Origin of the sequence: Caloramator sp., assembly GCF_020054765.1 — a bacterium.
In the GTDB taxonomy this organism is placed as follows: domain Bacteria; phylum Bacillota; class Clostridia; order Clostridiales; family Caloramatoraceae; genus Thermobrachium; species Thermobrachium proteoclasticum.
The window spans coordinates 1-25,119 of sequence record NZ_JAIHAO010000004.1; the positions used below are offsets into that span (position 1 = coordinate 1).

Annotated in this window: 28 protein-coding genes, 1 pseudogene and 1 other annotated feature; of the genes and pseudogenes, 1 reads left to right on the top strand and 28 read right to left on the bottom strand. The window is 32.8% G+C overall.

What is annotated here, in order from left to right:
- Window positions 1-175: 175 nt before the first annotated feature.
- The 4 genes from JG776_RS02190 to JG776_RS02205 form a co-directional block, all read right to left on the bottom strand.
- A complete protein-coding gene (locus JG776_RS02190; protein ID WP_291964262.1) occupies window positions 176-1,093 on the bottom strand; it encodes a patatin-like phospholipase family protein in 918 nt (305 codons plus the stop codon).
- 120 nt (window positions 1,094-1,213) lie between these two features.
- On the bottom strand, window positions 1,214-3,865 hold the full coding sequence (locus JG776_RS02195; RefSeq protein WP_291964264.1) for a valine--tRNA ligase: 2,652 nt from the start codon (window positions 3,863-3,865) through the stop codon (window positions 1,214-1,216).
- A 16-nt stretch (window positions 3,866-3,881) separates the two neighbouring features.
- Entirely contained in the window at window positions 3,882-4,040 is a 159-nt protein-coding gene (locus tag JG776_RS02200) for a hypothetical protein (protein WP_291964266.1), read from the bottom strand.
- 33 nt (window positions 4,041-4,073) lie between these two features.
- Window positions 4,074-4,281: a binding site (T-box leader), on the bottom strand.
- A 52-nt stretch (window positions 4,282-4,333) separates the two neighbouring features.
- Window positions 4,334-4,822: a hypothetical protein gene (locus JG776_RS02205; protein ID WP_291964268.1), complete on the bottom strand. Its 489-nt coding sequence runs from the start codon at window positions 4,820-4,822 to the stop codon at window positions 4,334-4,336.
- A gap of 140 nt (window positions 4,823-4,962) precedes the next feature.
- Here JG776_RS02205 and JG776_RS02210 point away from each other — a divergent pair.
- Window positions 4,963-5,193, top strand: a pseudogene (locus JG776_RS02210) (ABC transporter substrate-binding protein); the annotation flags it as partial.
- Window positions 5,194-5,367: 174 nt separating this feature from the next.
- Here the strand turns inward: JG776_RS02210 and JG776_RS02215 are convergent.
- The 24 genes from JG776_RS02215 to JG776_RS02330 all read right to left on the bottom strand — a co-directional run bounded on the left by JG776_RS02215 (window position 5,368) and on the right by JG776_RS02330 (window position 25,119).
- Window positions 5,368-6,141 (bottom strand): hypothetical protein, encoded by a 774-nt coding sequence (locus JG776_RS02215; protein ID WP_291964272.1) that lies wholly within the window; start codon window positions 6,139-6,141, stop codon window positions 5,368-5,370.
- A 2-nt stretch (window positions 6,142-6,143) separates the two neighbouring features.
- The gene (locus tag JG776_RS02220; protein WP_291964274.1) at window positions 6,144-6,770 is read right to left on the bottom strand and encodes a type II toxin-antitoxin system antitoxin SocA domain-containing protein; all 627 of its coding nucleotides are present in this window, start codon (window positions 6,768-6,770) and stop codon (window positions 6,144-6,146) included.
- A 184-nt stretch (window positions 6,771-6,954) separates the two neighbouring features.
- A complete protein-coding gene (locus tag JG776_RS02225; RefSeq protein ID WP_291964276.1) occupies window positions 6,955-7,128 on the bottom strand; it encodes a hypothetical protein in 174 nt (57 codons plus the stop codon).
- Between the two features lie 10 nt (window positions 7,129-7,138).
- A complete protein-coding gene (locus JG776_RS02230) occupies window positions 7,139-7,831 on the bottom strand; it encodes an N-acetylmuramoyl-L-alanine amidase (RefSeq protein WP_291964277.1) in 693 nt (230 codons plus the stop codon).
- A gap of 4 nt (window positions 7,832-7,835) precedes the next feature.
- Window positions 7,836-8,135: a hypothetical protein gene (locus tag JG776_RS02235; RefSeq protein WP_291964278.1), complete on the bottom strand. Its 300-nt coding sequence runs from the start codon at window positions 8,133-8,135 to the stop codon at window positions 7,836-7,838.
- An 83-nt stretch (window positions 8,136-8,218) separates the two neighbouring features.
- Window positions 8,219-8,395, bottom strand: coding sequence for a hypothetical protein (locus tag JG776_RS02240; protein ID WP_291964280.1), 177 nt, complete (start codon window positions 8,393-8,395; stop codon window positions 8,219-8,221).
- Between the two features lie 33 nt (window positions 8,396-8,428).
- Window positions 8,429-8,743 (bottom strand): hypothetical protein, encoded by a 315-nt coding sequence (locus JG776_RS02245; protein ID WP_291964282.1) that lies wholly within the window; start codon window positions 8,741-8,743, stop codon window positions 8,429-8,431.
- Window positions 8,744-8,791: 48 nt separating this feature from the next.
- Window positions 8,792-12,505, bottom strand: a complete 3,714-nt coding sequence (locus JG776_RS02250; protein WP_291964284.1) for a hypothetical protein — start codon at window positions 12,503-12,505, stop codon at window positions 8,792-8,794.
- Between the two features lie 16 nt (window positions 12,506-12,521).
- On the bottom strand, window positions 12,522-12,869 hold the full coding sequence (locus JG776_RS02255; RefSeq protein ID WP_291964286.1) for a DUF6711 family protein: 348 nt from the start codon (window positions 12,867-12,869) through the stop codon (window positions 12,522-12,524).
- A gap of 18 nt (window positions 12,870-12,887) precedes the next feature.
- Entirely contained in the window at window positions 12,888-15,695 is a 2,808-nt protein-coding gene (locus JG776_RS02260) for a tape measure protein (protein ID WP_291964288.1), read from the bottom strand.
- Window positions 15,692-15,940, bottom strand: coding sequence for a hypothetical protein (locus tag JG776_RS02265; protein WP_291964290.1), 249 nt, complete (start codon window positions 15,938-15,940; stop codon window positions 15,692-15,694). Before JG776_RS02265 ends, JG776_RS02260 begins: the two co-directional genes overlap by 4 nt.
- Before the next feature lie 80 nt (window positions 15,941-16,020).
- The gene (locus tag JG776_RS02270) at window positions 16,021-16,341 is read right to left on the bottom strand and encodes a hypothetical protein (RefSeq protein WP_291964291.1); all 321 of its coding nucleotides are present in this window, start codon (window positions 16,339-16,341) and stop codon (window positions 16,021-16,023) included.
- A 19-nt stretch (window positions 16,342-16,360) separates the two neighbouring features.
- A complete protein-coding gene (locus JG776_RS02275; RefSeq protein ID WP_291964293.1) occupies window positions 16,361-16,969 on the bottom strand; it encodes a hypothetical protein in 609 nt (202 codons plus the stop codon).
- Window positions 16,970-16,971: 2 nt separating this feature from the next.
- Window positions 16,972-17,133, bottom strand: a complete 162-nt coding sequence (locus tag JG776_RS02280) for a hypothetical protein (RefSeq protein ID WP_291964295.1) — start codon at window positions 17,131-17,133, stop codon at window positions 16,972-16,974.
- A gap of 58 nt (window positions 17,134-17,191) precedes the next feature.
- Complete coding sequence (locus JG776_RS02285) at window positions 17,192-17,578, bottom strand: phage tail tube protein (RefSeq protein WP_291964297.1); 387 nt, start codon at window positions 17,576-17,578, stop codon at window positions 17,192-17,194.
- Window positions 17,579-17,581: 3 nt separating this feature from the next.
- The gene (locus tag JG776_RS02290) at window positions 17,582-17,944 is read right to left on the bottom strand and encodes a minor capsid protein (RefSeq protein ID WP_291964299.1); all 363 of its coding nucleotides are present in this window, start codon (window positions 17,942-17,944) and stop codon (window positions 17,582-17,584) included.
- Between the two features lies 1 nt (window position 17,945).
- Complete coding sequence (locus JG776_RS02295; protein WP_291964301.1) at window positions 17,946-18,305, bottom strand: HK97 gp10 family phage protein; 360 nt, start codon at window positions 18,303-18,305, stop codon at window positions 17,946-17,948.
- Window positions 18,305-18,598 carry a hypothetical protein gene (locus JG776_RS02300; RefSeq protein ID WP_291964303.1) on the bottom strand — a complete coding sequence of 98 codons (294 nt, stop codon included), beginning with the start codon at window positions 18,596-18,598 and terminating at the stop codon, window positions 18,305-18,307. The genes JG776_RS02295 and JG776_RS02300 overlap by 1 nt, the downstream gene beginning before the upstream one ends.
- Complete coding sequence (locus JG776_RS02305; protein WP_027309355.1) at window positions 18,595-19,068, bottom strand: DnaT-like ssDNA-binding protein; 474 nt, start codon at window positions 19,066-19,068, stop codon at window positions 18,595-18,597. The genes JG776_RS02300 and JG776_RS02305 overlap by 4 nt, the downstream gene beginning before the upstream one ends.
- A 100-nt stretch (window positions 19,069-19,168) precedes the next feature.
- A complete protein-coding gene (locus JG776_RS02310; protein WP_291964305.1) occupies window positions 19,169-20,134 on the bottom strand; it encodes a major capsid protein in 966 nt (321 codons plus the stop codon).
- A gap of 24 nt (window positions 20,135-20,158) precedes the next feature.
- Window positions 20,159-20,773, bottom strand: a complete 615-nt coding sequence (locus tag JG776_RS02315; RefSeq protein ID WP_291964308.1) for a phage scaffolding protein — start codon at window positions 20,771-20,773, stop codon at window positions 20,159-20,161.
- 137 nt (window positions 20,774-20,910) lie between these two features.
- Window positions 20,911-21,156 carry a hypothetical protein gene (locus JG776_RS02320; protein ID WP_291964310.1) on the bottom strand — a complete coding sequence of 82 codons (246 nt, stop codon included), beginning with the start codon at window positions 21,154-21,156 and terminating at the stop codon, window positions 20,911-20,913.
- Window positions 21,146-23,683, bottom strand: coding sequence for a phage minor capsid protein (locus JG776_RS02325; protein ID WP_291964311.1), 2,538 nt, complete (start codon window positions 23,681-23,683; stop codon window positions 21,146-21,148). The genes JG776_RS02320 and JG776_RS02325 overlap by 11 nt, the downstream gene beginning before the upstream one ends.
- Window positions 23,683-25,119, bottom strand: coding sequence for a phage portal protein (locus JG776_RS02330; RefSeq protein ID WP_291964313.1), 1,437 nt, complete (start codon window positions 25,117-25,119; stop codon window positions 23,683-23,685). Before JG776_RS02330 ends, JG776_RS02325 begins: the two co-directional genes overlap by 1 nt.

The window sequence follows — 25,119 nt, forward strand, 5'->3', positions numbered from 1 at the left end:
ACAGGACGTGCCGAGCCGAGCGGCCATCAGGACGATGGCATCGCGAGGGTAGGACTTTTTCAAATAAAGAAAAGCTTAGAATTGCTTGGCGAAATGAACGAATGCATTAAAATCCTTCATGGGTCTAATCAATATATAACTTTTTCAACAGACTGAGGGTATTTAAAAACACCCTTTATTTCATCCTATATCTAATTATATACTCATCAAAATCCCAAGTTTCAAGAAATTTTTGTGCTGAATTATATCCTGACATATATAGTTTTTGCTTCATAGAATTAGATATAGAAAAATCAGTAGTATTTACTCCAAGAGTAGGAATCAAAATAGTTCTTACAAAATCCTTATTTTTTATATACCTTAATTCATTCTCCTCAAGCATTGTATTTACAATGTCCATTATATAATCTCTTAAGGATATATAATCCTTTTTAGGCTTTGGTGCTGGTTCCTGCAACTTAAATCCAAAGGTTGGCCAACGTGGGACACCATCAACATCAAATATCCAAACAGGAAAATTACTTAAAATTCCACCATCAACAATATAATGCATCTCTTCCTTTACCTTTAATTTAACTGGTTTAAAGTAAAGTGGAATACTCATACTCATACGTACTGCCTTTGCTACCTCAAATTCTAAAGGATCTATTCCATATTCCTTCAAATCATCTGGAAGTACTAATATATCCTTTTTAGTTATATCTGATGCAATTATCTTTAGTATAGGTTCATCATTTCTAATGAAATCTTTAAATTTTACCTTTCCCTTCTTCTCTAAAAGACATCTAAGCCACTCTTCAAACGCATCTCCTGAATAGATTGCTTTACTAATAATAAGCCCCAATATCCCCCCTATTAATGGCAACGACTGAATCGAATCTTTATCTTGAAATTTAATAAAATCAAAATTAAATAGAATCTGTTTCAATTCATCAGCGTTATAGCCCGCTGCAATTAAAGAAGCTACAATTGAACCTGCCGATGTGCCTGCAACCTTGTTAAATCTATATCCTCTCTCCTCCAAGTATTTTATTGATCCTAAGAAGGCAATCCCCTTTACTCCTCCACCCTCAAACACAGCATCAATATACATCCAAATCATTCCATAAATTACTTACAATATTATATTATGAGCAAATTCTTAAATTGTTTTTAATTATAATAAAAAGACATAGGCAATGTATAGCTACATTACCTACGTCTATTTAATCTACTACTTAAGTTCATTAAGTCTTCCCATAACCTTCTCAAGCATTTCTTTATACTTTGCAAGTTTTTCCTTCTCCTCATCAACAAGCTTTTGTGGTGCCTTTGCTACAAAGTTTGGATTATTAAGTTTGCCTTCTGCCCTTTCTACTTCCTTTTCAAGCTTTTCTTTTTCTTTAGTTAGCCTTTCAATTTCCTTTTGTTTGTCAATCAAGTCTTCAAGAGGCATATATATTTGTGCACCCTCTGTAACCTGAGATACTGCATCCTTTGGTATTTCATTTTCGCCTATAAATACAACCTCAGATGCAAAGGCAAGTTTTTCAAAATAAACAGCACCATCTTCAAATGCCTTCTTTGCGGCTTCATTTGAAGGTATAATCATTATCTTTGCTCTTCTTGAGTTTGGAACATTCATTTCTGCCCTTACATTTCTTATGGCTCTTATAGCATCAATTACATATTCCATTGATTTCATATCTTCTTGATAATTTCTATCTTCCCTAAATTCTGGCCATTTAGCAATTGTTATTGATGGTGTTTCATCAGTTATATGCTTGTAGATTTCTTCTGTTATAAATGGCATAAATGGATGTAGAAGCTTTAAGCTATCCTTTAATACTTCAATTAATGTTATTTGTGCTGCAGCCTTTGACTTTTCATCATCTCCATATAATCTTGGTTTTACAAGTTCAATATACCAGTCACAAAGCTCTGACCAGATAAAATCATATATTTTTTGTGCTGCAATACCAAGTTCAAATTTATTTAGATTATCAGTAACTTCCTTTGCTACTTCATTTATTCTACTTAGTATCCATCTGTCTGCTGTATTTCTTATATCATTTGCTTCACTCTTGTATCTATTTACAAGCTCCTCATCATAGTTCATAAGCATAAATCTTGATGCATTCCAAATCTTATTAGCAAAATTTCTTGATGCCTCTACCCTTTCCATATAGAATCTCATATCATTTCCTGGTGAATTTCCTGTAACAAGGGTAAATCTTAATGCATCTGCACCATATTTATCTATTATCTCAAGTGGATCTATACCATTGCCAAGGGATTTTGACATCTTTCTTCCCTGTGAATCTCTAACAATACCGTGTACTAATACGTGTTTAAATGGAACACTTCCCATTTCATTTATTGCTGAGAATATCATTCTTGCAACCCAGAAGAAGATTATATCATAACCTGTAACTAAAACATCAGTTGGGAAGAAATACTCTAAATCCTCTGTCTTATCAGGCCAACCCAATGTTGAAAATGGCCATAGTGCAGAACTAAACCAAGTATCTAACACATCTTCATCCTGTTTCAAATTAGATGAATTACACTTTGTACAAACATTTGGCTCATTTGATGATACTATTACCTCTCCACAGTCTTGGCAGTACCAAACAGGAATTCTATGTCCCCACCAAAGTTGTCTTGAAATACACCAGTCTTGAATATTTTCCATCCAGTTGAAATAAACCCTTGCAAATCTCTCTGGAACAAATTCAACTTCTCCATTTTTTACAGCCTCAATTGCTGGTTCTGCAAGTGGCTTCATCTTTACAAACCACTGCTTTGACAAAAGTGGCTCAACTGTTGTTCCACATCTATCGTGAGCACCAACATTATGATTATGCTCCTCAATTTTTACAAGTAGCCCTAATTCTTGAAGATCATTTACTATTTGCTTTCTTGCATCATATCTATCAAGTCCAGCATATTTACCTGCAAGCTCATTCATTGTTCCGTTATCATTCATAACAACTATTTGTTCAAGATTATGTCTTTGACCTACTTCAAAGTCATTTGGATCGTGAGCTGGAGTAATCTTTACAGCACCAGTTCCAAATTCCATTTCAACATATTCATCAGCTATTATAGGAATTTCTCTATTAACAAGTGGAAGAATTAGAGTTTTTCCTATTAAATACTTATATCTTTCATCATTTGGATTAACTGCAACTGCAACATCTCCAAGCATTGTCTCTGGTCTTGTTGTTGCAATAACTATATATTCATCGCTATCCTTTACAGGATATTTAATATGCCATAGGTTACCTTGCTTTTCTTGATATTCAATTTCTGCATCTGAAAGAGCTGTCATACATCTTGGACACCAGTTTATAATTCTATTTCCTCTGTATATAAGTCCCTTATTATATAATCTAACAAATACTTCTCTAACAGCCTTATTTAAACCTTCATCCATAGTAAATCTTTCGCGAGTCCAGTCACAGGATGCACCCATCTTTTGTAACTGTTTCTTTATTCTCTCTCTATAGGTATGTGTCCAATCCCAAACGTGATTTAAAAACTCTTCCCTTCCTATCTCCTTTTTGTTTATACCCTTCTTTGCAAGTTCAGCCTCAACCTTTACCTCTGTTGCTATACTTGCGTGGTCCTCTCCTGGAAGCCATAGTGTTTCATATCCCTGCATTCTTTTCCATCTTATCAATGCATCTTGAAGGGTATTATCAAGGGCGTGCCCCATATGAAGCTGTCCTGTAATATTTGGAGGTGGCATTACTATTGTAAAAGGTTTTTTCTCTCTATCAACCTTTGGTGTAAAATATCCCTTTTCTAACCATTCATTATATAATCTTTCTTCAAACTCCTTAGGATCATAATTCTTTGCTATATTCTTGTTATCTTCCATTTTAGAACCTCCTTTATTATATAATACTCATAATCTTCAAACATCCTATTGCTGCTATTGTTAGTCCTATTAACTTTATAATAAGTTCTTTATTTTGGCTAAAGCTAAATAGTTTAATTATTTTTTTAGAGCCATAGGTTAATATGCCACCAACTACTGCAAGTATGTATCCCACCAAAACACCTCCATATAAAAAGGTCCTTCGCACGCTAAGGGCGAAGGACCGCGGTACCACCTTAATTCTGCAAAAATGCAGCTCTTATTTTAATAACGGTTTCCCGTTTCATCCTACTCAATTTCAGATGAAAAGCTCCAAAGCTACCTTCGATAGTACTTTACCTAAGAAGACCTCTCAGCCTATGAGTCTTCCTCTCTTTTAGGTGTTACTACCTACTCCTCTTCTTCACAGCTTCTATCTATTAACTTTTATTTATTATTATATTACAAAATACTACATTGTCAACATATTTATCTTCTATTTTGAAGAAGAAGATAAAAACCACCCAATACCATAACTACGGGTATAAAATACTGCTTAACAAAGGATTTAACCATTATGTACAATTCATTTGTCCCAAAAGCTTTATTTACTATTGAAAGTACACCAGCCAATATTAACAAAACTGCTAATATGTTAATTAAATATTTTATATCTATATTTTTTTTATTGCCGTATGCATCCTTGCTATAAAATCCACTAAATATAAAATAATCGTCCTCTACATATTTACCTGCATCTAAAAGCGAAGCAGTTTTGAAGGTATCCACAAAGGCATATATCCAAATAAAAAATTGCAATATACTTCCAATAGCACTTAACCCAAAAACCGAAAATACGGGTTTAATTAATAAAAATAGTGCAAGTGCCTCCAATCCCTTTCTATAAAGACCTAAATACATATATCCAACACCTGGAATTAGTGCTGCTATAAATGTAGAAAGTGAATTTCTCCTCATATTTCTCACCTCTTCCCTTTATTTTATATAATTATTACATTTTTTAACCATAAAATCAAGATTAACACAGACGAAAAATGTAACTAAACACCATCAAGCAACATAATATAAATTGATATAAAAAAAAAGGAGATGTATGTATGAAATTTAAAAAAACAATAGCTATACTATCGATATTGATTTTAACTTTATCAGCTTTTTCTGGATGTAAAAAAGAAGAAACAAAGAAGGATTTAGTAAAGGTAAGACTTAATGAAGTAGTTCGTTCAATCTTCTATGCACCTATGTATGTTGCAATAAGTCAAGGATTCTTTGAGGAAGAAGGACTTGAAATTGAGCTTTCAACAGGGCAAGGTGCAGATTCGACTATTACAAAAACACAATATTAAAAATAGTCATCTAGGATAATTGTTTTTTAACCCTAGTTGACTATTTCATATAGCCAATTCTTTACCATACCACCACCTCTATTATATTATTCTACGCTGAGGTAGGATTTCCTGCAAAAATAAAAAGCCCATGGAGGGCTTTTATTATTTTATTTTTTAAATTTTTTTATAGTATGCAATTATAGTAATTATAATCAAAACAAAGCAAACCAAATTAAATATGTATGCTATTGGATATTTCTTAAAACATTGTATTACACGTAATCCATACCACCCTTTACAATTATCACACAAATATTTTTTGCATTCTGAACTTATTTCTTTTTTTGTTAATTTGGATATAGAATGCAAAAGCATAAATATTATGTTAAACGTAACAAATCCAACTATTAATATCACAAAAGTTAAACGATATTTACTTACCAAGTGCATATTATTTAATGCACTGCCTAAAATATTTATACCTCCAAAAAAAGCTATTATTACTGCTGAAAATATACCTAAAATAGATATTATATCTCCATATATCATTTTAAGTTTTTCCTCTTGTTCATTAAATAAAGTTTGTAGTTCCTTTTTAGATTCATCTGTATAGTTTTTAACTATTTTTAATTGTTCTTCATTGTGTTTCTTCCTTATAGTTTCTAAAACTACATGATCGTACATCTTATCAACTTTTTCTGCATATTCATTCATATTATTTTTTTTTAAATAATCTACAAGTAATAATAAATTACCAATTAAATATTCTGTATCCTGATCATCTAATTTATACAAAACATAAGAGGATATTCCTGAATAATGGTGTCTTTTATTTTTATCATAAAAATCAACAATATTAGCAGCAATTTCTTCTTTACGTTTATCATTATCTTTTTCTATATCAAAATCAGAAATTTCTTCTAGTAAATTATGTATTTTATCCCTCATTACTATCCCCCATATATTCTATTTTTATTTTTTTCAAAATAATCCTTTATACTATCAATTGAAATTATTTCATTTCTTTCACTATATTTTTCCCAAGGGTCCTCCATATGCGTTCTTTTTACTAATTCCCACGCATCAATTCCCAAATACCCATCTATCACTTTATCAATTAACCTTTTGTCTTCATTCAAAATTTTATTTTGTTCAAATTCTTCAAATTTTGTAATAAACTTTAAGTTCTCTTTGTCTAAAAGAAGTTTATAATAACCCTTTTGAATATCCGAAATTTCATTATTTGCGTAATCTTTATATTCATCATAAACTTCCTTCACGACAGGCCCATGTCTCCAATTTAAAATTTCCTCTTTAAAACAAGGAATCCCTTTTTCAACTAAAAATGCAGCTTGAATATAATACAATATTTTTTGTAATTTTAAGTTACTTACTGGATTCCCTTTTTCAATAGCATAATTAATTACATATTGAGCTATATCTAAAGCGTTATATTTTCCCTCCTTGTTCATAATAAAATCCCCCTTATCTTTTATTTCTTCATCTGTAATATATTTCTTGCCATTGTCAGAATTAATGAACAATTTCATCAAATTAAATAATACTTTTTTTAACATATATTATATACCTCCATTGCTGTTAATACAATACATTTAATGTTAATATTTTCAAATACATATTTACTAATATTTATTTTGATTCTTCCACATTTAGAATTAAAATATAACTCAAAAAATAAAAAATCCTGACACTATCTTTCGACAGTACCAGGATAAAATTAAAAAAAGAAAAAGCCCCAGCCTATTTGCTGGGGTTCTTCGCAACTGATTGTCCGAAATATACACCTACAACCATCATATATGCAGCCATGAACTGTTCTGATGTGATTTTGCCTATCAATGCTAAATAGCAAAATACAAGTGTCATAAAAATTGATATAAGCCACTTCGCACTTAAGAATTTATTCCAATTCATACTATCCCTCCTATTCAAATAAAGATTTTCTTGTAGCAGGTCCTACATATCCATCTACAACAAGGCCCTTCTTTTTCTGAAAATCTCTCACAGCTCTATCAGTAGCAGGGCCAAAACTACCATCTACTGCAAGATTATATCCAAATTCATTCAGTTTCTCTTGTAGTTTTTTAACATATTCTCCCTTATGGCCCATCTTCATAATAGGCCAGTCTGGGATTTTTCTTTCTTTCAATTGTTCCTTGAACAATTGCCATTTTGACCAATTATTCGCTGACATTGAAGCAGGACAAAGTTTCCTTGATGTGTCATAATGTCGCACAACTCGGTCAAGTGGAATGTTGTACTTCTTCATCAAATACTTTGTTAGTTCAATAGTGTTTGCAACTGCTTTGTTGTAGTCTCCGTCTGCATTTACACAAATTTCAATCCCTATGCTGTTTTTATTAGTTATGCCGAACTTGCCTTTCCCATCCCCACAATGCCAGCTTGCGTTGGCTTCATCAACTATTTGTAATATTTTTTTATCGTCTACAAAGTAGTGTGCACTTGCGTTTCTGTTGCCACCATTGAAATAATTGTAGTGTGCGTCTGCGTTTGCACCTTTGTTTTTGTTGCCTGTATCGTGAATGACAATATATTTTATTGTTTGTCCATTTCTTGAGCTGTAGTTATATTTTATCAGCTTTTTTTCGATGTTCATACTTTCACCTTCCTAATACATTTGATACTAAAAAAGCAACAGCTCCCGAAATGAGAGCTGTTATAACCTTATCCCAGTTATTTGCTGGTCTTTTTTCTATGTCGTCTATTTTATCCGCTATCTTACCTACTGCTTTTCTTATATCGTTTATTGCTTCAAATATCCTGTCAAACTTTTCTTCAAACTTTGCATTTGTTTGCTTCATATCAATTATGTCGGCTCTGATGTTGTCTACATCTTTTTCAAGCTCAGACACTCTTTTTGCAAGAGTGTCTACATAGATACAGTCTTTGCAGTCATTCATGTTGCACCTCCGATTATTTTGTAATTAAATTAAAGTCCACTATGTCACCCCCCTCTCTTTAAATAGAAAGAGGGGGAATAAAACTATTCACCCTCTTGTTGTGTTTCTTTATTTGCTTGTTGTTGTTGCTTTTGATTATTAATGTTTAAAATTGTTATTTGTTGTAAAATGTTTTCAAGGACTAGTTCTACCACTTCGGCAGGTAAACCACTATCATTAATCACTTTCACAATGTCATTTCTAAAATTTTTAAGTTGCATATTTCTACCCCCTTTATTAAATATATTCTGTTATTAAATATCTTCTGCGTTTACAAACGTTTTATCATATAACTCATTATTTTTAACAAATTCATATGCTTGTCTTAATGGGTTGTTATTTAATTCATTTAACAAGTCAGTATTAAAGAATTTATCAAATTCTTTTGGATTACAATTAAAAGTTTTAATATCAAGTGGGGTTGAGTTATTATCTCTTGCTTCCTTGTTTAAATACCCCGCTATACGTATTTTTGCTATTTTATATTGATAATTAACTCCTAACTCAATAATTCTCCAATATGAAGCATTTACTCCATATAAAGTTGGCAATTCTTTTTGTAACGCCATTAAACCACCTCCTATATAATATAACCCACAAGGAAAGGGGTTTGTGAATTATTCCCCTAACCTTGTGTTTAATTCCTGAATTTTTATTGTTAATTCTTCAACTTTATTTTGAAGTTCTTTAACGACTGCCCCTATAAAAGCGGAGAATTCATAAATGCCTAAACTCTTTGTAAATTCTCCTGTAGACGCTTCATAATCTTGAACGTAATATGGAAGGTCTTGCACCATAGCGCCCAAATGATAATCCCATTCGCCTTCTTTGCTGTTTAATTTATATGTGTAGAAGTTTATACTTTTAAACGTTTCGTAAAGGTCTTGTGTATCGGCAGGTAATATATCAGCCTTTTCTTCAATGTTTGACGATGTTGCGACACCACCGTAAGAATATATTTTAAACATTCTTCTATTTGGAGTCCCTACATAACCAAATGCGTCTGCGTGGGGAATTAAAGTAGGTTCTCCATAACCATTACTACTTGTTCCATCATCATTCATAATAAATTTTCTATTGTTATCACCATAGGTATACATATTAAAATGTATTTCTGATGAAGTACCTGTTGCCGCATTGAAATAAAGCCCAGCATCTGCTTCTTGTGATATTGACATATTCAAATTGCCCGGGACACCAAAACCTATCCAACCATATCTTGTGGACTGTGCATCACTATCTGGATAAAATGCCATATATATGTGGTCAGTTGAACTACCTGCTTTTAAATTTAATACCTTTCCGCTACCTGCTTGTAGGGTTAATTCCCCAACAACGTGTAGTTTTGTATCAGGGGACATTGTTCCAAGTCCCATTTTACCGTCTGTGGTAATTGTTGCTATTGGCTCTGCTACCAATGTTCCACTACCGTTACGACGCACTGGTGCTGTTGATATATGCAGGTTAGGGGTAACACTACCATAATCATACAGATGCCCTATAAAGAAATTTCCTGTTTCACTTGCTTGTGCTGTATTACCAAACAGTATTCCTGCAACATCTTTCTCATCAGAACCACGTTTAACTTCTATGAGAGTGTTACCTCTTGTTACATTAAACCCCGCCTTCATTGAAAGAGTGCTACCATTTACTGTAAAGTTGCTGTACCCAGAAATTTCAAAGGTATTTGTTGCCCTATATGTTGCGAAACTCACATCACCTTCGGTTGAAATGTTAACCAACCCAGACGCCCACGAGTCATTTGATACTAATGTTATATCATATATTGCAGGACACCTTTCCGCATATTGCCCTCTACCTGTTTCATTCAAGAAGTATATAGCGTGTTGATTAACATCTTCTTCAACCCAATAATTCCCAGAGAATATATTAAGATTAGAGTTAGATACTTTGATAGCTGTTCCAAGTTCATTTACAACAATGGGGTTATTGTTTGGGTCAGTTCCTACTGTAAACGCTATGTTTCCAAAAGCGTCTTTCACTGTAATTGCACCATTATTAACAGTTATACCATTTGTATCCAACACTACCACATCTTTATTACTTGCGTCTTTAACAAAGATTTTTGCACCATTTACACCATCTTTTACTGTCAATGCCCCTGTTGTTATTTTTGTTGCGTCTAAATCTGCTATTTTCGCATTTGTGATTGAGCCATCAGCAATTTTCACAGTAGTTATTGCACCGTCTGCTATAATCGCACTACCTGCTGTTATTGTATTTGCTGCTATCTCATTAGCTGTTATAGTCCTTGAAGCTATTTTGTCTGCCGTTATAGCACCTGCTACAATCTTGTCCCCTGTTATTGAATTTGCTGATATATGATTGTTTTGAATAGCGTTATTTGCAATTTTATTTGCATCTACTGCACTATTTGCTATCTTATCACTTGTTATAGCACCAGTTGATATTTGTTCATCAGTGTGTGGTTTCCATTCACTCGCCACACTACCTCTTTGTAGCATAGGTCTTGCAACCCATATTCTACCATTACGAGTAGGATTGCACCTTATTCTAACTCTTGTCGTTCCTGTGGGGGCTGTTCCACTTACTATAAATCTTTGCCACGTATTGTTGTTTGTAGGTAATATAGAAGTGGATGTTGTTGATATTCTTGATGTATCGTTATACCACTCAAATGCTAAATCTACACCTCTATCAAGTGTTGTTTTATCATCTGTATAACTATAAACACTTGCTACAAATTTTTGCCCTGCGGTTGCGGGTATAAACTCGCTATATATTGCATACCACTTATCGGCTGTTTCACCTGTTATATCTGCTTTCATTGTATTAGAGGTATCATATTTTACACTTGTATCTCTTGTCCATTTACCAGTCGTTACAGTCCAATACGATGCATCATTTAACCATGCGGTATTATGAATTAAATTGTCGCCATCAATGGTTAAAGCACCTGCTACTATATTATCAGCCTTTAAATTTACTATATTTACCTTATTAGCATCAATAGTTCCTGCTGTTATTTTATTCGCTGTTAGACTTACTATTTTAGCATCTGTTATGCTACCGTCTGCAATTTGTGCTGTTCCAACTGCACCCGTTCCTATTAGGGCTGTTGTTATAGCACCATTTTGAATTTTTGCTGTACTTATTGAAGCATCAGCAATCTTTGCATTTGTGATTTGTCCATCTCCAATCTTAGCACTCGTTACTGCTAAGTCATTTATCATTGCAGTATCTACTTTTAAGTTATCTATTCTAGCATTTACAGACTGTAAATCTGTAATATTTGCTTTTTCAATTAAAGCCTCTTTTATAGCTACTTGTTCACTTGCAATTCTTTCAACTTTTGTTATTACCGTTCCTTTAAAGGTGTATTCTGATTGTCCTTGTGTTTGAGATAAGGCAAATATTTCAGTTTTAAAAGGTGTATGTGTAATCTGCATAATAGGGATAACTATATTTGTATCGTTTATATTTACAGTTATTTTATCCCCTACATCTAAATAAGGAATAGATTGTAATACTATTTTATAAGGTGTATAAGTAAATCCATTTAGTGTAGAATGAATAGAATTTAATATTGTTTGTGTTATGAATGGATTAGATATAACTAATTCTTTTCCATCTGCTGATAATGTTCCTGCTGTTATAGTATTGCCTGCATCGTCTAAAACTACTGTTATTTTGTCTAATCTATAGTCTGTATCACTTATTTTTTGGACTTCTATATAATTATCATTTGTAAATGTTTCTGTTGTATTTGTATAAGTATAAAATTCTATTTTATTTTCTCTTGTAAACCTTACATTCTTTCCTAACATACCAGCAATAAGACTTAAAACTTCTCTATAAGTATATCCACTTAAACTGTTTTGTATTGTGTATGCTGGTAGTGTTCCTAATAAAGTAGTGTTTAGTTTTCCTGCTATTTCATTAACTATTTGTGTTATAGTTGCAGGATAAGTTAAGGCACTATAATATATAGACTCTGCTTTTATCATTGTATCATAACAAATAATCTCATATACATTATTTTTGTTGCTTATTGAGTCTACCCAAAACACTCCCATAGGTAGATATTCTATATCCCCGTTTATATCTAACCCAATAAAAAATTCTATTTTTTTAGGACTAACTAATGTTACATCAATTAATTTTATATTTAGTTGTTTTGATATAGCATTTCCTATTTCAAATCCTTCAATTCCTGCCATATCATTTATAGTAAAATCAACTAACTTATCTTCATATATAACTGTGTTTGTGTCTATTACTATTTTATATTTAAACTCTCTTGAGGGCTGTTTAACAAGAGTTTTATAATTGCTACTTACATTATACATTCATCTTTACCCCCTTTTATTTTTCTATCAAAGATAACTTCAAACCTTCCCAAACATAATTATTACCATCGACTTTAAATAGTGGTGCTGTTCTATCACCTACGTAAAATGTTTTTGTAACAACTTGTCCTGCTTTTGCGTCGGGATATTCTACAGTAAAAAATACGTTTGATGTTGCGTTTAAAATAGTTGAAATTTCAGACATTGTTAATACAGACCATTCTAAGTCTAATTTAACCTTCGTTGCTATTCTATCTCTTATTAATTCTCCTTTTAGGTTTCTATTACTTTCCCCGTCAATATCATATAAGCTATATCTAAAAATTGACGGGGACTTTACTGTCTGCCCATTGATTTTAAGCATTTAAAGTCCCCTCCTTTGTTATCTTATTAATGTTTTACCTGCTTGTTTCTGATAATCATTAATTCCATTGATTATTTCTTTATATATTGTTCTATCTCCAAGTTGAATATTTATTTGTATAGGTTTATTATTTGTATTATGTTGTTGTGGATTTACCACCCCATTTATTGAGCCTATACCAGCAATAACAGGCTGTATTTGTGGACTTATTTTATATGAGCCGTTTAAACCTGCAATTAAATTACTTGTTTCTCCTATTACGGACTTTAACCTTCCTTGTCCGTGCTTTAACCCGCCAACTAACATATTTGTTAAGTTCGGCATCCATTTGTCTGCATCACTGTTAGGTCCTTCTTTAGTAGGAGAGTGGAAACCTAAAAAGTCTGCAATTACTCCTGCTACATTCTTCATTGTTCTTTTTAGTTCATTATATTTTGCTTTCATTCCTTCGACGATTGTGTTAATTAGGTTTTTACCCCAATCTTTTATTTTAGAAGGGACTGTTGTAAATTTTCCTGTTATAGTGTTCCTTAAGGAGTTCCATTTTGAATTTACTTCATTGTTCTTTAAATTATCCCAAGCCTTAACTAAATCATTTTTTATTGTTGTCCACTTTGTAGATAAACCTGTTTTTACCTCTCCATATTTATCAACTATTTTATTTTTTATTTCATTCCACTTGTTAACAACATCACTGTTTTTAAAGTTATTCCAATTAGTAATTATATTGTTTTTGATTTCAGTCCATTTTGAAGGCAAGCTTGATTTTAATTCACCGTATTTATCTGCTATTTTATTTTTTATTTCATTCCACTTGTTAACAACATCACTGTTTTTAAAGTTTTCCCAAGTATTAACTACAGTTGTTTTTATACTTGACCAACTATTGCTTAAACCTTCTTTTAAACCATTCCAAGTATTAACTACACTATTTTTTATTTTTTTCCATAATGAAGGTGTATCTTTTTTCTCAAAGTCTTCCCATTTTGAAGTTAAGCCGCTTTTTATATCTTCCCAACTACTAAATAAGTTTGAGCCGTCTAATTTAGGTAATTGTATACCATTTATATTATCTAATTTAGGTGTTTCTACTCCCCCACCACTTGAATTTTGTTGTATTTTATGGAGTTCATCAAAGGACTGTAAATTTTCTTGTATAGCCTTCTTTCTGTCTTTTAAGGCTTTTGTATTCTTCTGTATTTTATTTGTATTATCTTGTGTTGCTTTTGAAGTTTTATTGATTAGGTCTTTTGCTGTTTTTTCTAAACTGTTTGCGTCTTTTGTTGCATTTTTACTTTGAGTATATACATTTTTACGGCCTGCAAGAATTTGCTTTTCCTTTTGGATAGCCCCTTGTATAACTCCTAAAGCTTTGTTGAATGTGCCTTTTAAGAATGGGAATATAACCCCTAAACCTTTCATACCATTGATAATACCATATATAGCATATAGTATACCTACCTTCATATATCCCCAAGCTTGAAGGGTGTAATACTTCACTGCGTCCCAATGTTTCACTAAAAACATACCAGCTGTAATTAGTAAGGAAATTCCTAATACTATCCAACCAATAGGGCCTAATGCTGTCCATAGGCTGTATAATGCTACTTTTACCTTCCCTAAAACTCCTGTGAATACAATCCCTTGCATTGACGCCAACGCCATTTGAACTTTATATATTCCTATTGCCCTACTTACTAATCCTAATAACCCGCCTGTCGCTGTCAATTGCCCATTTATCACGGCTTGAACTACTCCCCAAGCCTTTGTCGCAATTGTTGCAAGAGTTGTTAAGACTGTAGTTATTTTTAAGGCAACTGCATAGATTAAAGCCCCCGTCACTATAGGACTAAATATATTCCAATGTTGCATAATAAAGCTAAACATTGAGGACAAAGTATTTATAACTGATGATATTGATAATCTTAAAACCTCAAATAATGCAAATGCATTACTTCCAAACGTTTGAAGTATAGCAAAGCCTAACCCGCCTTCTCTAAAAGCTTGCACAAATCTACTTGAAAAATCCTTTACTTTAACTAACCAACCGTTTATATTTGTGAATAGTTTTGAGGACAACTCACTTATAAACTGTGTCCAAATATCTTTAATAGTTGATACTGTTCCTGTCCAAGTGTTTTCCATTTTAGACATCATATTAGGAAACCTTTGTTCCAGACCATTTATTAAAGCTTTTACGGCAAATTCTGCGGGGATTAAACCTTCTTCGGACATTTTTCTAACTTCTGCTGTAGATTTACCCATTGCGTCGGCTAATATTTGCCACGCTGGCACTCCTCGGTTTACAAGTTGTAGCATATCTTGAGCATTAACACGACCTGCCATTCTCATTTGACCTAAGGCAATTATAACCCCTTGCACCGACTCTGTTCCTTGCCCCATTCCTGCCATTGCATCGCCTATTGCTTTTAGTGAGGGTAATACTTCATCGGCACTAAAACCCATTGCTAACATTTGCTTACTGCTTTCTAATAGTTTGTCGGCTGTAAAAGGTGTTTTTGTTGCAAACTCTATTAAACTATTTATAAACTCATTAGCACTATCTGCACTTCCTAATAAACTTTCAAATGCTATTTTATTATTTTGTAATTGTGAATTAAATCCTATCGATGTATCCCAAGCGTTCTTTATCCCTTGTCTAATTAGTTCAAACATTCCTTGTCCTATTGTAAAAGATACTGCATTTCTGAATATATTGCTGATACTATTTCCTGTTTCTTTTGCTTTTTTTTGGGCAGTCTCTAAATCTTTTTCATACCTTGTTAAATTAGCACTTAGCTTAACAAACAATTCTCCTACATTCATCTTTTCACCTCCTCATTTGAAGTGTATTTTAAGCCTCTCTGTTGTGCTATATTTCTCCACTCTTCTATTACAGTATTTTGTGTGCTCTCTGTTTCAATAAAAGAGGTAACTAATTTATCATAAGCCTTAGTTACCTCTTTATAAAGGTCGTTCTTTCCTCCAAACATAGCATTTATAACTTGCCCTAACCATGCAAACTTAGTTAGGTCTTTCATATAGTCAATCTGCTCTTGCTTTTGTATCATCTCTAACAACTCATAACATTCTTTACAAGTTAATTCTTCTATGTCTGATTTTTTATAGCCTATCCTACTAAATATAAATATTATCTCGCTTGTAATTGAGCCATAGAAGTAAGTACCTTCTTTACTCCGAAAAAATTTACATCTATAAATGCCCTAATCAGTTCCTCAATTTCAGAAGGGTAAGCCTCGTCAATGTCGCCCTCTGCCACATCATTAAATATTTTTGGTATATTATCCTTTAGGGCTGTGATTAAAGCTGTTTTTACATCGTCTGTATTTTCAGCCTTAAATACCTTATCAAATTCAACTCCTAATTTATCAGCTAATGCGTTAAGCTCCTTTATTTTCATCTCTCTTACTGTGATTTTCTTTCCTGCAAATTCAACTGTTTTTACTCTCATATATTAAACCTCCCTTTTCTTATCCGTGATATACTAATATTCCTGTACCTTCAAAGTCTATACTTTCCTTCACTACATCATCGCATGGTGTATCGACACTGCACTTTTTAATAACTGTGTAGCCTTCATACACTTTATTGGTTGTGCTGTCAACATATAAAGATACAATAAACCTACTACCTAATCTACTAAAGAATGTACCGTCTGCCCAATAGCCTTCTGCACTTGCACTCCAACCATTAGTCGCAACAATTTGCTCCTTCCATCCGTTAGATGTAAATGTAGTAACTTCTTTTAAATCTTGTTCAATATCAACCTTCCAATTAAAGAATGTCGCACATTGTGTCGGTGTGTAGTATTTACCACTAACAGTTATTACATCACTTCCACTATTAGCGGTGTCAAATATTATATAACCACCTGCGTGATGTATAGTAAACCCTGTTGTAATAGTTGTCCCATTTTTCTTAACTGTGATAGGGTAGCTATCGTCCCAATATCTTTTAGCTCTATTTGTTATATAATAAATTTTATAAGTTGCATCATTAGATGTTGTCGCCTCATCTGTAAAAGTTGTACTTGTTCCGTCTGCTATATATATAGCTCCTACTTTACCTATTAGAGCCATTTTTATGCCCTCCTTTCTTTCTTGGGCTTATATTCTTCAAATTTACCTGTTTGTATTAATTTTTGTCCTTCTTCATCATTAATGTCTATGATGTCACCTTCTTTTGCTGCAAACCTTAAATTTAAATCTATATATTCATCCTTACCTATATATTTTATTAACAATAATGCCACCTCCATATAAAAATAAAGAGTTAGGGATATAACCCCTAACTCTCAATTATTAAGCATAAGATAATGCTCCAGTTCCTTCTAAATCGACGCTAAACTTTACAGCATCATCTACTTGTTCGTCTATTGATATTTTCTTAATGTATGCTGTACCTGTGTATTTGTTAGTTCCGTTGACATTCAATTCAAGTGATACAGTAGTACCGTTTAATAATGCGTCTTGTAGTGCCTTTTGTCCATTTGTATCTGATGATACATTCCATGTTCCTTCTGCGGATGCACTCCAAGACTTGATACCTGCAATTTGAGTTTTCCATCCGTTTGAACTAAAGTTTGTGGTTTCTTTTAGGTCTGCCTCAAGGTCAAGTTTCCAGTTTTGAATTTCTGTTACTGTGTTAGTTCCTATTTTAACAAGTCCGCTTTTTCCTGTTATCGCCATAATTTATACCTCCTTAAACACCTTAAAATTCACACTAAATTCCCACCTATTATTTTCATCTAATCCTAAACTAACAGGACTTTGCATTGCTTTAATTAGTGGGTATATATCTGTATTGCCATTTAGAAGCTTAAATATTTCTTGTATTCTATTTCTTGTTTCTTCATAACCTAAGCCTCTTACCCATATTTGGAAAGTAGGATATTCAATTGCCTTATCGAATAATAGTTCAGGTTCATAACCTCCTGTTTCAAATATAGCTATTAAATTATCTGGGTTTTCTGGAATTTGAGCAAAAAATACATCTTCTCCAACTACCCCTATTCCTTTTTGTTCAAGGTAACTTCCTATTTCATCTAAAAGCATCTTAATCACCTATTACTTGTTTTATTTTATCAGCAATATACTTTTCATATTTTTTTACATTTTCTTTATATGGGTCTTCCAAATATTTAGCCTTTCCACCCTTAGGATGTTTAAAATGCAATCCCTCATGCTGCCTTCGTGCATAAGGTAAATCATAACCTACCATTACAGTCATTTCTCCATTATTATCTTGAATTGGACTTACACTGCAATTTCTTTTTAAATCTCCCATATCAATAGGAGCTTGTTCTGCTGACTTCCCTTGCAAATCAGCACCACAAGTTAATAAGGCTTTTTTTGCTGCTTTTCTCACTATTTTTTTTGCTAAATTACCTTTCCATTCAAGTTTATAATCGCTCATTATACCCACACCTTCCTAAAAAGAAAAACACCGTCCAAATCAACGGTGTCTAAATAATTCATAACATTATATTGTTTACCTTCATATTCCAGCTTATCATCAAGTCCTACTTTTTCTGACATATAAAATATACCTTGTGATACTGATTCTTTTCCTTGTTTGTCTTTTATAAGCTTCATTCCACCTTGGAACCTGCACATTACTTCAACTGCTGGAGCATATACAGGTTGGCCATAGGCATTATTACCTGTTTTCCTATACCATTTAACCCTTTGATTAAAATAATCCTTCATCTAATCACCACCGCCCCAGCAATATAAGGCTTCAATAGTTCTAATGCTTCTTTACTAAGTAGCTTCCCATACCCTTTATATTCTTCTGATACATCACCAAAAGTCACTCTAACTACATTCTGTTCTTGTGCTTTAGTCCTTGCACTATTCCCATATTTAAGTAATGCTAAAGCTTCTTCGCAAGTTGCGGCTTTAACTTCGTCTGGAATTGTAGGCTGTTCAATTACTCCAAAAAAGCCTATTTTTTGTCCAACACCAACTACTATCCTTGGAAATTGAAGTATCTGCCCTGGTTCAGCTTTTGTCCCTTTAAAACTTAGTCTATTTATTCGTCTTGTTGCTTCTTTGAGAGCCTTTTCTTTTGTTCCTTGGTCTGATCCTGTCCATTCGTCGCAGTAGAGTTTCCCTCTAAAATATTCTTCTGCCCATTCAAGTGTGCAGAAGCTGTCAATTCCTTCTGTGAGTGCCATTGTTCTTCACTCCTTAATCTTCTTACTCTATTGAATGCTGTTACACTCATTATACCACTCCTATTAAAATTTTATAAGGCAGGTTAAACCTGCCTTATTATCATATCTTATGTTTAAATGCTACTATTCTAATGTTCTTGTTCTCATATACTCTGTTCCAATTTGCAGCAGTTGCTAATTCTGCATTTGTTGGAGATGACCCTGCAACATTTGCTGATGTAAATGCTACTCCTCTTGGATGTAATATAAATGTCTTTCTATTGATTAAGTAATCTTCTCCAGCAAGTGAATCTCTATCTGTTTCTGTTGCTACAAATCCTACTGGATTACCACTACCGTATGCAATTGCACCTTCTCCAAAGATGTAAGTTGTAAATATACCTGTTCCACTATCATATGGGCATCCATCATCAACTATTACTCTCTTACCCATGTATGTTTTAATTGATGAAGAACCATCAGAAGGTTGAACAGTTTGAATTAAGTTTTGCTTAGCAAGTGCAGCTTCAACAGCTGAATGCATAATAATAGCAGTTAATTTATCCTTAGCATCACCAAGCTTTTGAACTGCATCTATGAATGTCGTACCTGTGAATTTTGATGCATCTCCTGATTCTCCTGAAACATCGTGTAAATTTCCTACCATTGAATTTGAAGCAAATACACCCCTAAGTAATGATAATAATGCTTTTTGCATTTGTCTTGCCCAATATCCAGCAACTAAATCTGCTATTGCCCTCATTGGGTCATCTCCTGCTAAATTTGCTGCTAAATCATTTACTGCCCAAGCTTTTCCTCTTCTTAATATTACTGCTACATCTTGCCCTGCAGTAATCTTATCTGGTGTTAATGCTGAATTATCACTTAAGACTTCATCGTCACCAGTCAAATCATTCCAAAATGGCATATTTATTGTTTTTGCTCCCGCTGAAGCAAGTCTGTCAAACTCTGGAGTATGTGATAAAATGCCACTTTGATATAGAGCTGAAAGTTCAGCTGTTCTTTGAATTACATAAGGATTAAACACCTCTGGAATTATAACATCTTGAATTTTTGTAATAGCCATAATTTATTCCTCCTTTTTCGTTTATTATTTTACTCCTGCTGCAGCCTTAAGTTGTTCTGCTAATGCAGGGTTTTCTTTTAAAATTTTTGCTTGTTCTGTTAAATTAAATGTTTCTTTTGACCATGGGTTTTTAATTGCTGAATTTGCTCCTCCTGCAGGATTAGAGCCACTACCTATTTTTGTTTGCGGCTCACCAAATAAAAAAGCCTTTGATTCAGCAATTGATTTTAATTGCTCTTCAAGGCCTTCGATGGATCCATCTTCTTTGATATTAAGCTTTGATTTATCAATTAGCATTGAAACAATATCTGGGTCTTTTGCATTTGCCTTTATCGCAGCCATTTTTATTGCTGCAGTTAAGCTTACATCTTTAATCTTATTCTCTGACTCTTGAAGTTTTGCTTGGAGCTCCTGAATTTGATTTTGCAATTCTTCATTACCTTTTGCTTGTTTTTTCATATCCTCAAGCTGTCTGTTTAAATCATCAGCTTGCTGCTTATAAAGTTTCTTTTGCTCATTAATTTCATCAAACTTTGCTTTTGGGATATATGAGCCATCGTTGACGATTAGTTCCTTATCCCCTATTTTTTCTTTTACTTTGCTGTAAAGTTCTTCTCCTAAAAGTTCTTTTAAGTCCATAACATAAACCTCCTTTTATTATTCCCACTTGCCTTTTTATGCTGGTCGGCTCCAGCTGCGGTCTTGTTCTTTATGCCCTACAATACCAAAAAGGGCAATATAAAAAGCACCTGCAGTTGCAAGTGCCTGTTAACAAATCATATTTCATAAATAGAGATTATTTCGTTCTCATAAATACAAATTACTTCACCTATGTTATTTTTTATATCATTATCATTATTTGTTATAACTTCATCAAGTCTTACACATATACTGTCATATTCTTCATCAAAATCTTGTCCAAAGTTATAATCTTCTACAAAACCTTTTATTTTAATATTACCTTCTATTTCTATCAAAACATACTTTCCATGATAATCCTCCAAAAATCTATCATGCATCATCCTTCAACTCCTTTAGTGGTTTTATCGGAACAACATGAATTCCTGTTTTAGAGAAATGTATACAACATCTATTTGTCTTATATTCTTTTCCTTCTTTATCTCTATATATTCCAATAATTTTATCACATTCAATATATAGTCGATTATTCCATTCTTGATGTTTATTTAATCGTATTTCCCCTTTTGAAATGTAATTATCAATTATTTCCTGTGCATTTGCAGTTAATATACTAGGTTTATAATTTTTATTTTCTTTTTTAAGCCTATCTAAATATTCTTCATATTCATTTGTTCCGTATATATGCCTATTCTGTTTTTCAATATTAATATTTGTATTATATTTTCCATTCAATATATTCTCTTTAATTTTCTCTTTTATTTCAATTATATCACTACTACCATCCTTTGTCATTGCTGTTTCCTTTTTATTCTTAATATATTCTTCATATTGCTTTATTATGCTTGCGTCTTTTCCAGTTGGTCTTTTGCCTTCTTTTTCATAGGAACGCTTTAACCTTTCTGCAGCTTTAACCTTGTCTTCCAGCTGTGCATTCTCATTATACAAAACTTCCCTTGCTTTACGTCTATTACTCTGAATAGTTACCTTATCTCTTATTTCTTTGTATGCTTCTTTTTCTTTCTCGTTGCGTGGATCTTTACTCAAAGATATATTACTAAACCTTTCTGTTTCTTCTGCATTATCGTCAAATTCTCTAACATAAGGATGAATTGAGTGTCTGCAATTACCCGACCATACGCATTTCCCATTTCGCCTCACATACAAAGTATGATATTTTTCAAGTTCTACACAATAAACATAATCATTGTATTCAATGATTTCTCTGTGTAAATTACTTAAAGCTGATGTTTCTGAATTGCATTCTCTTATAATCCAAATATCTGTTTTAATTTCGTATTCACCATTACTAAATCCTATAAGTTTTCCTTTTCTCTTTGCAAAATAAAATGAAGGTCTTTTACCAACTTTTAGTATTAACTCTCCTATCCCATCAGCAAGTCTTTTGGATGAGGTAAAGTAAATTTTTTCGTTATCAAAATTACCACCCTTATATTTATTTGTTTTTCTTTCACTACCATCTCCTTTCCTAAAAGTATCTAAAAATACTCTAATAATTTTTGAATTCGCATTTTTAATCTCATCAGGCACATATTTTTCGTAGCTTTTACCAAACTGCTTGAAATAGTCATATAGACCACAATAGATTACAAAACGTTCGTTATTATAAGAATAACTGCAACCTATTTCGTCCAATAAATCTTTAATTTCTAACCATTTCTGTTGATTTTTATTTTTGCTTTGTGCTATTTGAATGCGTTTTAATTTATGGTCGCATGAACCTTCTGATAAAAACCACCCCATTAACTTTGCATATTGTTCACCTGTTAGTTCAAAATTACCAATTTTAATTTTCCCAATGTCTTTACCTCTCCAATACCCAACCCTTAAAAATCTACCGCTATTATTGTTTAATAGTTCTTGTGCCTCAATAAAACGCCATCCTTTATTTAGTCCATATTTTTTTCTTGCCTCATCATTCTGCCACAAGCACAAGTGATTAAATGTTACCATCATATCAAAATGTTTGTGGTAAAAATGGATCAGTTTTTCAGCTTTATAACTAACGGTATCAATAACCTTTACAAATTCCATTTCAAGTGTTTCAGGATTTAGAGACAAACATTCGTCCCCAACTTGAACATCTTTAATTAATTTCCAACCATTTATAGTATAAACTTCTGTATCTTTCGAATAACAGTTAGGGTGAACTGGTGGCCTATATCTATCTTCAAGCTTTGGATAGCGTTTATCTTTGCCGCTTATACTAAACACTTTCCCCTGCAGCGGTGCACATTTTTCACATGTAGGATAATGGGTTGTTATCTTCACTAAATCAATGTCTGCTTCTTCGCATGTATTCAACGTTGCAACACTTGCTATTTCTGCTGTTGTAGTCCTTGCCACCATTTCTGCGTATCTATCTAATCTCCATTCTCTACCTAACTTATCTCTAAATCCTGTTAACCCTTGGGTTAATAACTTCTGCTGCAGTTCCTTTTTCATATCTTTTATTGTTTGCCCTGATGAATATTTTTTAGCCGATGTTTCAAGAGCTGCTTGCCTATAATAATCATTTACCCTTCTCCCTGCAAACTGCGTTGCTTGACGTAAGTTGTTATACATATTCTGTGCAATAACATCTATTGCCCTTTGATGAATTTGAGCAAACTCTGGTCTTATGTCTTTCTGCATTCCCACTTTATTTATATAAGCTAAAACCTGCGTGTAATTTTCTTGATATACTTGAGGTATTACCTCTTGTATCCACTTTGCAGCGTCTTTATCTATTTGATTGAGTATCTTCATTATTTGTTTAAGTTGGTCTTTGTAAAATACTGGATTTAGTTTTTTAGATTCTTTCTCTAATAATATCTTTAAAACTTCTAAAAAACCTTGTCTGTATATTTCAACTAATGCTTGTATTTGCTTTTCAACATCATAAGGCATTATTCTTCACCGCCTGTTTGTCTACCTTCTTGCAGGTTCACTGTGAATAATGCTGGTACTTCTTGATTAGCTTCAACTGCTATTTTTAATAATTCTTCTCTTAGAGTCTCTGCATCAAACTCAAATAAATGTTTTAATGCTGTCTCTCTTGAAATTAATCCATTTTGAACTAATATTGAATAAATTTCCGCTTGTTCTTTTTCGTCATTTGGTAATCCATCTTTCCATGCAATGTTTATATTTTCAAGCTTAATGCCTTTGCCTAGATTAAAATCAAGCTGACTTGCTACCATTAGCACTTTCTTTATAGCAGGGTCAAGTCTCATTCTAATTCTATTTACCTTAGCAAGTGGAGCCATCATTAGTCTTCTTAATGCTGTTCCACTCTCTGCAAGTCCTGATTTTAATTGTCCAAATGTAGCTGCACTTGTTTCACTTAATGCATAGAATTGCTCTAATAACTGTTCTATATGCTTAAATGCAGCTTCAAGCTGTCCATCCCATGTTACATATCCAGGCGGATTTTCTCCTTGACTTATAGGGAAATATTTTCCGCCACCTTTTACATACCAATTACCATATTCATCTTGTTCAAGTGCTGTATCTGGACCATACATATTAGGGTCTGCATGCTTATCAAGAATCCTACTTATTTGTGATAATCTTATTTCAAGCTCTTGTATAATTCCATCTAAATCATTATAATCATCTAACCCATAAGCTCTATCGCTTGTCATTAAGTTATGAACAGGAATAACAAGGAAATCATCTATACCTGTTTCTTGTTCTTCTGGTAAATCAGGATAAAATGTTTCAAGTGGCAACTGTGATTTTATAAGTCCATTATCAAGTTCAAATAACTTATTTGTTATTTTGCCTTTCTCATGTATTTCAACCCTTAAAAATGTTCTTTTTCTTTTTCCTCCAAGTAGTGTTTTTTCTGTTATTTCAAACATCCATGCAATAACATGTGCTTGAACATCTTTGATATTGTCAGGGCTAACTACTGGGAACCATAGGCTTGGTGGAATCGCTTCTATTATGGGCTTTTTATCGTATCTAACTTTAAATATTCCTGTTCCGTATCTTGAAATATCTAAAGCTACTTCATAAGCTACATTAAAAAAATCATTATCGTTTATTATTTTTTCTAATTGCTGCTGCTCTTTAGATTTCTGCTCTCCTGCTGTTATTCTTGGCCTTTCTCCTAAAAGTAAATCTGCCCATAAAGTAGATAATTTCTTAGCCCAGTTAGTTACAATAAAAACTGCTGTATTATATTCATCTCTGTATAGCCTTTTAACCCAATCACCAAAAACTATATCATGATAACCTTCAAATAAGTTTTTGTTTGCTTCATATCTTCTTAATCTTTCTATTTCACTTTCTGCTGGCCAAGGCTTTCCTATATCTATTTGTTTTAGACTTATTAACAT